General features: G+C 54.1%; 14 protein-coding genes and 5 tRNA genes. 2 read left to right on the top strand and 17 right to left on the bottom strand.

Features of this window, described 5'->3' with window-relative positions:
• The first annotated feature begins 214 nt into the window (after positions 1-214).
• Positions 215-709 (top strand): protein YbgS, encoded by a 495-nt coding sequence (locus ES815_RS16245; protein WP_142490076.1) that lies wholly within the window; start codon positions 215-217, stop codon positions 707-709.
• A gap of 108 nt (positions 710-817) precedes the next feature.
• Complete coding sequence (gene zitB, locus ES815_RS16240) at positions 818-1,756, top strand: CDF family zinc transporter ZitB (protein ID WP_142488726.1); 939 nt, start codon at positions 818-820, stop codon at positions 1,754-1,756.
• Here zitB and pnuC read toward each other — a convergent pair.
• The 17 genes from pnuC to cydB all read right to left on the bottom strand — a co-directional run bounded on the left by pnuC (position 1,753) and on the right by cydB (position 11,936).
• The gene (pnuC, locus tag ES815_RS16235) at positions 1,753-2,472 is read right to left on the bottom strand and encodes a nicotinamide riboside transporter PnuC (RefSeq protein ID WP_142488725.1); all 720 of its coding nucleotides are present in this window, start codon (positions 2,470-2,472) and stop codon (positions 1,753-1,755) included. The genes zitB and pnuC overlap by 4 nt on opposite strands.
• A 29-nt stretch (positions 2,473-2,501) precedes the next feature.
• Entirely contained in the window at positions 2,502-3,545 is a 1,044-nt protein-coding gene (gene nadA, locus ES815_RS16230; RefSeq protein ID WP_142488724.1) for a quinolinate synthase NadA, read from the bottom strand.
• 341 nt (positions 3,546-3,886) lie between these two features.
• Positions 3,887-3,962, bottom strand: a tRNA-Lys gene (locus tag ES815_RS16225).
• Positions 3,963-3,993: 31 nt separating this feature from the next.
• Positions 3,994-4,069, bottom strand: a tRNA-Lys gene (locus tag ES815_RS16220).
• Positions 4,070-4,114: 45 nt separating this feature from the next.
• A tRNA-Lys gene (locus ES815_RS16215) sits at positions 4,115-4,190 on the bottom strand.
• A 3-nt stretch (positions 4,191-4,193) separates the two neighbouring features.
• Positions 4,194-4,269 (bottom strand) — tRNA-Val (locus tag ES815_RS16210).
• Positions 4,270-4,295: 26 nt separating this feature from the next.
• Positions 4,296-4,371: transfer RNA gene (locus ES815_RS16205), tRNA-Lys, on the bottom strand.
• Between the two features lie 162 nt (positions 4,372-4,533).
• Positions 4,534-5,328: a cell division protein CpoB gene (cpoB, locus tag ES815_RS16200; RefSeq protein ID WP_142488723.1), complete on the bottom strand. Its 795-nt coding sequence runs from the start codon at positions 5,326-5,328 to the stop codon at positions 4,534-4,536.
• 9 nt (positions 5,329-5,337) lie between these two features.
• The gene (pal, locus tag ES815_RS16195) at positions 5,338-5,859 is read right to left on the bottom strand and encodes a peptidoglycan-associated lipoprotein Pal (RefSeq protein ID WP_032617096.1); all 522 of its coding nucleotides are present in this window, start codon (positions 5,857-5,859) and stop codon (positions 5,338-5,340) included.
• Between the two features lie 34 nt (positions 5,860-5,893).
• A complete protein-coding gene (tolB, locus tag ES815_RS16190; protein WP_106992811.1) occupies positions 5,894-7,186 on the bottom strand; it encodes a Tol-Pal system beta propeller repeat protein TolB in 1,293 nt (430 codons plus the stop codon).
• A gap of 134 nt (positions 7,187-7,320) precedes the next feature.
• A complete protein-coding gene (gene tolA / locus ES815_RS16185; RefSeq protein ID WP_142488722.1) occupies positions 7,321-8,673 on the bottom strand; it encodes a cell envelope integrity protein TolA in 1,353 nt (450 codons plus the stop codon).
• A gap of 37 nt (positions 8,674-8,710) precedes the next feature.
• The gene (gene tolR, locus ES815_RS16180) at positions 8,711-9,139 is read right to left on the bottom strand and encodes a colicin uptake protein TolR (RefSeq protein WP_032617094.1); all 429 of its coding nucleotides are present in this window, start codon (positions 9,137-9,139) and stop codon (positions 8,711-8,713) included.
• A 3-nt stretch (positions 9,140-9,142) separates the two neighbouring features.
• A complete protein-coding gene (gene tolQ / locus ES815_RS16175) occupies positions 9,143-9,835 on the bottom strand; it encodes a Tol-Pal system protein TolQ (protein ID WP_072036639.1) in 693 nt (230 codons plus the stop codon).
• Positions 9,832-10,236, bottom strand: a complete 405-nt coding sequence (gene ybgC, locus ES815_RS16170) for a tol-pal system-associated acyl-CoA thioesterase (RefSeq protein WP_006819080.1) — start codon at positions 10,234-10,236, stop codon at positions 9,832-9,834. The genes tolQ and ybgC overlap by 4 nt, the downstream gene beginning before the upstream one ends.
• 148 nt (positions 10,237-10,384) lie before the next feature.
• Positions 10,385-10,669: a cyd operon protein YbgE gene (gene ybgE / locus ES815_RS16165; RefSeq protein WP_142488721.1), complete on the bottom strand. Its 285-nt coding sequence runs from the start codon at positions 10,667-10,669 to the stop codon at positions 10,385-10,387.
• Positions 10,669-10,782, bottom strand: coding sequence for a cytochrome bd-I oxidase subunit CydX (gene cydX / locus ES815_RS16160; RefSeq protein WP_006177208.1), 114 nt, complete (start codon positions 10,780-10,782; stop codon positions 10,669-10,671). The genes ybgE and cydX overlap by 1 nt, the downstream gene beginning before the upstream one ends.
• A 14-nt stretch (positions 10,783-10,796) precedes the next feature.
• A complete protein-coding gene (cydB, locus tag ES815_RS16155; protein ID WP_142488720.1) occupies positions 10,797-11,936 on the bottom strand; it encodes a cytochrome d ubiquinol oxidase subunit II in 1,140 nt (379 codons plus the stop codon).
• Between the last annotated feature and the right edge of the window lie 8 nt (positions 11,937-11,944).

Here is an 11,944-nt window from a genome sequence, read left to right as displayed (position 1 = left end):
GGAATTCGCTTAAAAAACCCCACAAAGTAGCGAAAAACGAGATACACCCTAAACTTTTTAACTGTATGCACTGCATTTATTACGTTTATCGCGATTCCATACTGACCTAAGTATGGATCATGGCATCTTTAACCACTGAGCAGTATATCGATTTCGCATATGCACTGTGGAAAGAAGTTATCCAGAACATAACGACCAGAACAGGAGCAGCATGATGAAAATGACTAAACTCGCAACCCTTTTCCTGACAGCTTCGCTCACGATGGCCAGCGGTGCAGCCCTGGCGGCTGACACTGGCTCAAGCAGCAACAACGGCCAGGCAAACGCCGCTGCGGATGCCGGAGCAGTAGCGCCTGATGCGCATCAGAATATTGCTCCAAATAATACCGGTAACAGCCAGATTAATACGGGTTCAGGCACAACTGGCACAACGGGTACTGGCACTGGCGGGACAATGCTAAACCCTGATGGCACTAACTCCACCAGCGGCACTGGCACGACTAACGGTACCGGCAACAGTTCGACTACCGGTGGCACCAACTCCGTCATGGGTAATGATGACCCAAGCAAGATGGACAGTAGCGGCATGACCAAGGACGACCAGCACAAGAACTCAATGTGTAAAGATGGCAAATGTCCGGATCAGTCCGGCAAAGTCGATACTGAAAGAACTCCGCAAGAACAAAAAACTGACGGCACTACCCAGTAATTAACGGTAATGCGGTTATGATGAAGGAGAGCTACGGCTCTCCTTTGTTTTTTGTGTAAGATGCTAAAAACGCTACGCTTACAATAATAATGAACCGGGACATTATTCATGGCGCACGCTCACTCTCACGCCCCTTCTTCGCAGGATGAAAATGCTAAACGCTTGATGCTGGCGTTCGGCGTAACCGCTATTTTTATGATCATCGAGGTGGTCGGCGGTCTGGTTTCTGGCTCGCTGGCGCTGCTGGCCGATGCCGGGCACATGTTGACGGACGCCGCAGCCCTGCTGTTTGCGCTGTTGGCGGTAGTGTTCGCTCGCCGCCCGCCGAGCCATGGCCGCACTTTTGGCTGGCTGCGTCTTACCACCCTTGCCGCATTCGTCAACGCCATTGCGCTGGTGTTAATCACGATTTTAATTGTCTGGGAAGCCTTCCAGCGTTTCCGGCATCCTCAGCCTGTCGCGGGTGTCACCATGATGGTGGTGGCGGTTGCCGGGCTTATCGCCAATATACTGGCGTTCTGGATTTTGCATCGCGGCAGTGAAGAGAAAAACCTCAACGTGCGGGCAGCGGCGTTGCATGTGCTGGGGGATCTGCTGGGTTCGGTAGGGGCCATCGTCGCGGCGCTGGTGATCCTCTGGACGGGCTGGACGCCGATCGATCCGATACTGTCGATTTTAGTCTCGTGCCTGGTGTTACGCAGTGCCTGGCGGTTACTGCAGGAGAGCGTGAATGAGCTGCTGGAAGGGGCCCCGGCGTCGCTGGATATTCCGGCGCTGAAGCGCAACTTAACGCGATCCATTCCCGAAGTGCGCGATGTGCATCATGTTCACGTCTGGATGGTGGGTGAAAAGCCGCTGATGACGCTGCATGTTCAGGTCATTCCTCCTCACGATCACGATGCGTTACTGGGGCGTATCCAGCATTTTCTGGAGCACCACTACGCCATTGCGCATAGCACCATCCAGATGGAGTACACCCCCTGTAACGGACCGGACTGCCATCTCAATGAGATCCAGTCCGACCACGCCCATCATCACCACCATTAACGTGCCAGCGCGTGGGAACCCCGTTCACGCGCGCTGTTAATCCACATCCTGCTGCCGTTCAGGGCAATAAAGGTCAGGATCATATACTCCAGCGACATGGCATAGACGCCCTGCAGGGCGAAGATCACCACGCTTATGACATTAATGATCACCCACAGCAGCCAGTTTTCGACATATTTGCGGGTCATCAGGATCATAGCGGCAATCGACAGTACCATCATGCACGAATCCCAGAACGGGAAGGCATCAGGCTGCAGCTCCGGCATGGTAACGTTCAGGCCCAGGCTGCTCATCACCGACACCGCCACGCGGGTCAGGAAGGCGAACACCGGGTCGATATAGACCGTCATCAGGCCGATAGCCACTACGCAGGCCGCCAGCCAGCCGACGGCTTTCGGCAACGGCAGCCAGCGGATCTGCAGTTCCGCCTCCTGCTGGCTGTTCTGCCGCGACCAGGCATACCAGCCATAAATATTGGCTACGAAGAAGAACAGCTGCAGCAGCAAGCTGGCATACAGCTGGATCTGGAAGAAGATAATGGCGAACAGCGTGACGTTCACCAGGCCAAACGCATAGTTGACGATCTTCTCCAGGCTGGCGAGCCAGATGCAGAGCAGACCTGCAATCGTCCCGACAGCTTCAATCCATGACAAGTCATAGCCGCCGGTGCCAATGGGTATATGTACCAGAATGTTTTGCGTGCTAAAAAAATCCATCTTTTTCCCTCAGCGTTACGTTACGTAGCTTAAGGACGTAGTGTAGCCGCAAAATCCAGCATCCGGTTAAGCGGAATTAACGCCCCTTCACGCAGCGCCGCATCCACATGGATCTCATGCGCCGCGCCGCCCGACTCCAGCCCGTCTGCAATCGCCTTTAGTCCGTTCATCGCCATCCACGGACAGTGCGCGCAGCTGCGGCAGGTTGCCCCCTCGCCTGCGGTCGGCGCTTCCAGCAGCTCTTTCTCCGGCACCGCCTGCTGCATTTTGTAGAAGATGCCGCGATCGGTGGCGACGATAAGCTGGCGATGCGGCAGCGTTTTCGCGGCATTGATCAGCTGGCTGGTGGAACCGACGGCATCCGCCATGTTAACGATCGCCTGGGGTGACTCCGGGTGGACCAGCACAGCGGCTTCCGGATAGAGGCCTTTCATGCGCTCCAGCGCCTGGGTTTTAAACTCGTCATGAACGATACAGGCGCCCTGCCAGCACAGAATATCTGCCCCGGTCTGTTTCTGGACGTAGTTACCCAGATGTTTGTCCGGCGCCCAGATAATTTTCTCGCCGAGACTGTCGAGATGCTCAATCAGTTCGACGGCGATGCTGGACGTTACCACCCAGTCGGCACGCGCTTTGACCGCGGCAGAGGTGTTGGCATAAACCACCACCGTTCTGTCAGGATGGGCATCGCAAAAAGCGGTGAATTCGTCGATCGGGCAGCCTAAATCCAGCGAGCACTCTGCATTGAGGGTCGGCATCAGGATGGTTTTTTCCGGGCTAAGGATTTTTGCCGTCTCGCCCATAAAACGCACCCCGGCCACCAGCAACGTTGAAGCGGGATGTTTTGCTCCGAAGCGCGCCATCTCCAGCGAGTCCGATATGCAGCCGCCGGTCTCTTCTGCCAGCTGCTGAATTTCCGGGTCAGTGTAGTAGTGCGCCACCATCACCGCATCGCGCTCTTTGAGCAAGCGCTTAATCTTTTCGCGGTAAAACTGCTTTTCGTCCACACTCAGCGGGACCGGCTTCGGCGGGAAGGGATAGATCGCGGCTTCAGGATCAAACATCACACTCATTTTAGCTTCTCGTTTTACTGGCTTAACAAGTTTGCCGTTATTTTTTGGTGGAAACCAAAGTAATGGCAATTGTGTTTTATATACTAAACAAGATAGCGAATTTGAGAGGGAAAGTCACACCAAAAGCGTGCGGGCAGCATTTGTCGGGTGGCGCTTCGCTTACCCGACCTACGTAAACCCTGGCATTTTTGATTCTGGAATAACAGATAGCAAAAAGGCGCCTTTAGGGCGCCTTTTTACATTGGTGGGTCGTGCAGGATGACTCGGCTTCGCCTCGCCCTACGGGCCGTTGCTGACGCAACGTTATCCTTTACGTTTAACATCTGAACACGATATTAAATTGGTGGGTCGTGCAGGATTCGAACCTGCGACCAATTGATTAAAAGTCAACTGCTCTACCAACTGAGCTAACGACCCCTTGCGGGATAATTTCTTATTCTATTCAGGCTGGTGGGTCGTGCAGGATTCGAACCTGCGACCAATTGATTAAAAGTCAACTGCTCTACCAACTGAGCTAACGACCCATTCGGGTGTCGCCTGAAATTTTTACTCGGTAACCAATATAAAATTGGTGGGTCGTGCAGGATTCGAACCTGCGACCAATTGATTAAAAGTCAACTGCTCTACCAACTGAGCTAACGACCCGAGTGGTGGGTGATGACGGGCTCGAACCGCCGACCCCCTCCGTGTAAAGGAGATGCTCTACCAACTGAGCTAATCACCCACTCTGTACTACCGGAACTGCTTTAGTGGTGGGTCGTGCAGGATTCGAACCTGCGACCAATTGATTAAAAGTCAACTGCTCTACCAACTGAGCTAACGACCCACTATTTTGGCTGCTTTTGGGCTGTTTGATATCCCTTGGCAACGGCGGCATATATTACTGATTTCAGAATTCTGCGCAACTAATATTTTGATGAATATCACTTAACTGCTTAGGAAGTATGCGGCAAGACCAGAAAAAACGCGATTTCTGGTCAACCGGCAATCATCCCATCGCAGCAAGACGTTTTTGCGCTTGTTTTGCACCTTCGGTGCCCGGGAACTTAGTGACCACCTGCTGGAAGACGGCCTTCGCTTTCGCGGTGTCGCCTCTGTCCTGCATGATCACCCCGACTTTGTACATCGCGTCTGGGGCTTTTGGTGATTTCGGGTAATTTTTTACCACGGAGGCAAAATAGAACGCCGCGTCGTCTTTTTTACCCTTGTTGTAATTCAGCTGTCCCAGCCAATAGTTCGCATTGGGCTGATAGGTTGAATCAGGGTATTTCTTCACGAAGTTCTGAAACGCCGCCATAGCTTCGTCCTGGCGCGAGTTATCCTGCACCAGGGCAATCGCCGCGTTGTAGTCAGTATTCGCGTCACCGCTCTGTACAGGCGCGCCTGTGGAGGCTGATGCATCAGCCTGAGGCGTTGCCGTCGCACCAGCTGCGCCACTTTGATCGCCTGCGGCTGGTTGCGCTGCTGCGCCGCCATTATTCAGGCTATCCATCTGCAGCAGGATCTGCTTCTGACGCTCCACAACCTGATTGAGCTGATACTGGCTTTCCTGGATCTGTCCGCGCAGTGAATCAATATCGGTTTGGTTGTCAGAGAGCTGCTGCTGAAGTTGGGTTAAAAGCTGGCTGTGAGCATTAGAAATACGCTCGAGTTGGGTGACCCGGTCTTCTACCGAGCCTGAGCCGACACTACTGATTGGTGCCTGAGCAAAAGCGGCCCAGGGGGCCGCTATACCAACCAGTAACGACAGACTCAACAGATGATGTCTGAAGTTACTGCTCATGCAATTCTCTTAGTAAACCAGTACGGCACGACGGTTTTTGGAGTAAGCCGCTTCGTCGTGACCCAGTACTGCAGGTTTTTCTTTACCGTAAGAAACGATGGAGATCTGGTCAGCAGAAACGCCTTTACCCTGCAGGTACATTTTAACGGCGTTAGCACGACGCTCACCCAGGGAGATGTTGTACTCAGGAGTACCACGTTCGTCCGCGTGACCTTCTACGGTGACTTTGTAAGACGGGTTGCTACGCAGGAAGTTAGCGTGCGCATCCAGCATCGCAGCGAAGTCAGAACGGATGTCGAACTTGTCCAGATCGAAGTAAACAATGTTGTTCTGCTGCAGCTGTTGCATCTGAAGACGCGCCTGCTCTTCAGAAGACATATTGCCGTTGCCGTTTGCGTCCATACCGGTGCCGGCACCCATCATGCCTTCGCCGCTCTGGTCGTTGCTGGCGTTCTTGTTAGAAGAACACGCTGCGATTGCCATAACAGGCAGAGCGATCATCAGCCCTTTCAGCACTTTGTTCAGTTGCATTTCTATGATTCCTTTATTATTCAATTAATTATTATTACAGGTACGGCGACCAGGCAGGTGATTTTACCTGTCCATCAGTTGCCGGAATACGCGCTTTGAAACGCCCATCGGTAGAAACCAGATTCAGCACGGATCCCATCCCCTGAGAAGAGCTGTAGATAACCATAGTGCCGTTAGGTGCCAGACTTGGCGTTTCATCCAGGAAAGTTGACGACAGAACTTGTACGCCACCCCCGCCCAGATCTTGTTTGGCAATGTGCTGCTGACCACCGGCCGAGCTAACCATTACCATAAACTTACCGTCAGCGCTCACGTCTGCGTCCTGGTTCTGTGAACCTTCCCAGGTGATACGCTGTGGTGCACCGCCGTTAACATTGACTTTATACACCTGTGGACGACCCGCCTGGTCAGAGGTAAAGGCCAGGTTCTGGCTGTCCGGGAACCAGGTTGGTTCGGTGTTGTTGCTACGACCGTCGGTGACCTGACGGATCTGGCCGGAGCCAATGTCCATCACGTACAGGTTCAGGCTACCGGTTTTAGAGAGGGCAAACGCCAGTTTAGAACCGTCCGGAGAGAATGCCGGTGCCCCGTTGTGACGTGGGAAAGAGGCAACCTGACGCACCGCGCCGTTAGACAGGGTCTGGATAACCAGCGCTGAGCGACCGCTTTCGAAGGTCACGTACGCCAGCTTAGAACCGTCCGGTGACCAGGCCGGTGACATCAGCGGCTGCGGTGAACGGTGAACTGTGAACTGGTTGTAACCGTCGTAGTCAGAGACACGCAGTTCATACGGGAACTGGCCGCCGTTGGTCTGCACGACATAAGCAATACGAGTGCGGAATGCGCCTTTGATGCTGGTCAGCTTCTCAAACACTTCATCACTCGCCGTATGGCCTGCATAACGCAGCCACTGCTTGTTCACTTTATAGGTGTTCTGTGCCAGCACGGTACCCGGCGCGCCACCGGTGTCTACCAGCTGGTAAGCAACGGTATAACCGCCGTCCGGGTTAGGGGTAACCTGACCCACGACTACCGCATCAATACCCAGCGCGGACCATGCCGCCGGCTGCAGCTCAGCAGCAGTGCCTGGCTGCTGTGGCAGACGGGAACGGTCTAACGGGTTGAATTTACCGCTGTTGCGCAGGTCAGCGGCAACAATGCCGCCCACATCTTCCGGCGCAGCGCCTGGCCCCTTCCACTGGAATGGAACCACACCAATCGGACGTGCCGAGTCCACCCCCTGGGTGATCTCGATACGCACTTCTGCGTGCAGCACCGCTGCCCACAGCACTAAGAAACTCATTGCAACACGTAATGCCTGCTTCATCATATCTCCCATATCCGGGTAACCTTACCCGCGATAATTTAGCAGAATGTTAACAAACCCAAATAAACAAAACTACCAGAACGCTAAGACTAAACCTGGCCTGTTTTCCCCCGTTTGCACAGGAAAAATAAAACTTAAGGTTTGAAGTCCAGTGGTGCATTTTTGAACGTTTCATATACCGCTTGCGAAGGCGGTTTCGGGAACTTGGTCATCCTGCTGGTCGCAGACAACATTTGCTGACAGAATGCCTCGTCGCCACCCTCTTTTTTCACGCTAAGAATCGTCCCGTCCGCGCTAAGGTTAACCCGAAGCGTACAGGTTTTCCCGCTGAAGCTATCCCAGTCGTACAGATGCCCACGAATAGCGGCCTGTACCTGCGCAATATAAGATGCAATCTCGGCTTGAGAAGCACCGCCTTGCCCTGGCTTATTTCCTTTAGCAGGAGATGCACCACCTGCGCTACCGCTGTTGCTACCTTTCGGCGCATTCTTACCTGAGCTCAAATCGCCGAACAGGTCGTCAACGTCCGATGCGGCTGCTTTTTCCGCAGCGGCTTTTTTCGCTGCTGCGGCTTTCGCGGCGGCAGCTTTGTCAGCAGCAGCTTTCTTATCTGCAGCCGCTTTTTCGGCAGCGGCTTTTTTATCGGCGGCGGCTTTTTTATCGGCGGCGGCTTTTTCTGCCGCAGCGGCTTTCTTCTCAGCAGCCGCTTTTTCTGCCGCAGCAGCTTTTTCCGCAGCGGCCTTTTCAGCGGCAGCGGCTTTCTTAGCAGCTTCGGCGGCCGCTTTCTTCTCGGCTTCCTGGGCTGCTTGTTTGGCAGCTTCAGCTTCCGCTTTTTTCTGGGCCTCGGCAGCGGCTTTCTTCGCGGCTTCAGCTTCTACTTTCTTCTTCGCATCCGCAGCCGCTTTGGCTGCTTCGGCTTCAGCCTGTTTTTGCGCATCGGCAGCGGCTTTTTTCGCGGCTAATGCAGCAGCATCCGCGGCTTGTTTTGCCGCCTCAGCTGCCTGTTTCGCCTGAGCCTCGGCCTGCGCTTTGGCATCCGCTGCGGCTTTGGCTGCTGCCTCTTCCGCCTGCTTCTGTTTTTCCTGCGCTTGCTTCGCTGCGGCTTCAGCCTGTTTCTGCTGCTCCGCCTGCTCTTTCGCCGCTTCCTGCGCCTGCAAACGTTCTTTCTCAAGCTGCTTCAGACGTTCCTGCTCGGCGGCCTGCTTTTCACGCAGCTCTTCCGCCTGCTGTTGCGCCTGCTTTTCGCGTTGCTCTTCAGCACGTTTTGCACTCGCCTGCTGCTGTTGCTGACGATTATAGTTCTGTACTACCGCGCCGGGATCGACCATTACGGCATCGATGGATGAACCTCCCCCACCGCCGGCAGCGGTATCGAGATGCTCATCGAACGAACTCCAGATCAGTGCTGCAAAAAGAATGACATGCAGCACCGCCGAAATAATTATCGCCCGTTTAAGCTTATCGTTTTGTTCGGTTGCCTTTGACACTATGGGTTCCCAAAAACTCTGTTGTGTACGCAGATGATCAAATAGGCTGCGTCATCAAGCCGACTGACTTAACGCCCGCGCTATGCAACAGGTTCAGCGCCTTTATTATTTCATCGTAAGGCACGTCTTTCGCACCACCGATTAAGAAGACCGTTTTCGGATTTGACTGCAGACGTCGTTGCGCTTCGGCAATGACCTGCTCCGGCGGCAGTTGATCAAGACGATCTTTTTCAACCACCACGCTGTACTGCCCCACTCCGGATACCTCAATGATGACCGGTGGATCGTCATTGGTGCTTACAGCCTGAGATTCTGTCGCATCCGGCAGATCAACCTCCACGCTCTGGGTAATGATGGGTGCTGTGGCCATAAAGATCAGCAGCAGCACCAGCAGCACGTCCAGCAGCGGTACAATGTTGATTTCGGACTTCAGTTCGCGACGACCCCGTCCACGCTGTCTGGCCATGGTTTACCCCTTGTTGCTCTCGGTGCTGGTAAACGCCTGGCGGTGCAGAATCGCGGTGAACTCTTCCATAAAGTTGTCGTAGTTCAGTTCCAGTTTGTTCACGCGCTGATTCAGGCGGTTATACGCCATAACCGCAGGAATAGCGGCGAACAGACCGATAGCGGTCGCGATCAGCGCTTCTGCGATACCTGGTGCAACCATCTGCAGCGTCGCCTGTTTTACCGCGCCAAGGGCGATAAAGGCGTGCATAATCCCCCAGACCGTACCAAACAGACCGATATACGGGCTGATGGAACCGACGGTGCCAAGGAATGGGATGTGCGTTTCCAGCGTTTCCAGTTCACGGTTCATCGAGATACGCATCGCACGGGATGCCCCTTCAACGACCGCTTCCGGCGCATGGTTGTTAGCGCGGTGTAAGCGAGCGAACTCTTTGAAGCCGCTATAGAAAATTTGCTCGGAGCCGGAGAGGTTTTCACGACGCCCCTGGCTTTCCTGATACAAACGGGAAAGTTCGATACCTGACCAGAACTTATCTTCAAACGCTTCCGCTTCGCGGCCTGCTGCATTGAGGATACGGGTTCTCTGGATGATGATGGCCCAGGATGCGATTGAAAAACCAATCAAAATCAACATGATAAGTTTAACCAGAAGGCTTGCCTTCAGGAACAAATCAAGGATATTCATGTCAGTCACTGCTTAAACTCCGCGACAATAGACTTAGGAAGCGCACGAGGCTTCATGATGAGTGGATCAACACAGACAATCAGGACTTCAGCTTCGTTCAGTACCTGGTTTTCTGCATTGACGATCCGCTGCGTGAAAACCAGTGAGGTTCCGCGCATTGATGTTATTTCTGTTTGGACTTCGAGCATATCGTCGAGTCTGGCAGGCGCAAAATACTCCAGCGTCATCTTGCGTACCACGAAGGCAACTCGCTCCGCCAGCAGGACCTGCTGGCTAAAGTGATGATGGCGCAGCATCTCAGTGCGTGCTCGTTCATAAAAGGCAACGTAGCTGGCGTGGTAAACCACACCACCGGCGTCAGTGTCCTCGTAGTAGACACGAACCGGCCATCGAAACAGCGTTGTATTCACTTTACATCCCGGTAATACAAAAAGAGTTAGAGCTTTTAAACTTCGCTACTATACGCGCGGGAATGGTGGTTTGGAATGGGGGAAAGTAAACGGAGAGTAAATATTTATGGGCCAGGGTAAGCCCATAATATTAACGGATAGTTCTTATTCAGTTGAAAAAGAAAATCAGGCCGACAAGAAGGACCACATCAGCGATCAGCGGGCAGAAGATGCCCTGCCAGTGTACGGCTTTCGGCCGAAAGCCGACGCCGTGGATCACCCCGGCGCACACCGCCCACATGATGAGAAAACCGTGCCAGATTTCAAGCTCGCTGGTCTTCGCCGCAAAGCGCGACGGGTCCCAGAAGATACAACCTGCCAGCAGCAAGGCCATCACTAAGGAAAGCGCCCGGAGCGGGCGCTTGTCCATGATCCCGTAGAGATACGCGATCATCAGTGTTTTTCTTCACCGGCTTTGGACGCTTCAACGTGCTCAAGCGCCAGGGCGGTAATCACACCAAATGCACAGGCAAGAAGCGTTCCTAAAATCCATGCGAAATACCACATATTCAGCTCCTTCCTTAATACATAGAGTGAGTATTGCTTTCGATATGTTCTTTCGTGATACGACCGTACATTTTCCAGTAACACCAGGTGGTGTAAGCCAGAATGAGCGGTACGAACACGGCAGCCACAAACGTCATCAGGTTCAGGGTCATCTGACTGGAAGTGGCATCCCACATCGTCAGGCTAGCATTCATCATGGTGCTGGATGGCATCACGAATGGGAACATCGCGATACCGGCCGTCAGAATGATGCACGCCAGCGTCAGTGAAGAGAAGACGAATGCCCATGCGCCCTTTTCCATGCGGGAAGTCAGCAGGGTCAGCAGCGGCAGCACCACGCCCAGGGCCGGGATAGCCCACAGAACCGGCGTATTATTGAAGTTCACCAGCCAGGCGCCTGCCTGACGGGCGACTTCTTTGGTCAGCGGGTTAGACGGCGCGGTATGGTTAATCGCGGACGTCACCACATAACCGTCGATACCGAACATCACCCACACGCCTGCCAGCGCGAAGCCGACCAGGGTCACCAGGGCCGCAATCTGCGAGACGGCGCGGGAACGCAGGTGCAGTTCACCCACGGTACGCATCTGCAGGTAAGTTGCACCCTGGGTGAGGATCATCGCCACGCTGACCACACCCGCCAGCAGACCGAACGGGTTCAGCAGCTGGAAGAAGTTACCGGTGTAGTACAGGCGCATGTATTCATCGAGGTGGAACGGCACGCCCTGTAGCAGGTTGCCGAACGCCACGCCGATCACCAGCGGCGGCACGAAACTACCGATGAAGATGCCCCAGTCCCACATGTTGCGCCAGCGGGTGTCTTCAATCTTCGAGCGGTAGTCAAAACCGACCGGACGGAAGAACAACGATGCCAGCACCAGGATCATCGCCACATAGAAGCCGGAGAACGCAGCCGCGTAGACCATCGGCCAGGCAGCGAACAGCGCGCCGCCTGCGGTGATCAGCCACACCTGGTTACCGTCCCAGTGCGGGGCGATGGAGTTAATCATAATTCGACGCTCGGTATCATTACGACCGAGGAAGCGGGTGAGCATACCCACCCCCATGTCGAAACCGTCAGTGACCGCAAAACCAATCAGTAAGATCCCGACCAGCAGCCACCAGATAAAACGTAATACTTCATAATCGATCATTTGACGAC

The organism is Leclercia adecarboxylata (genome assembly GCF_006874705.1).
Lineage (GTDB): Bacteria > Pseudomonadota > Gammaproteobacteria > Enterobacterales > Enterobacteriaceae > Enterobacter > Enterobacter adecarboxylatus_C.
Note: the sequence above shows the minus strand (reverse complement) of the source record. Positions and strands in the feature narration are given on the sequence as shown.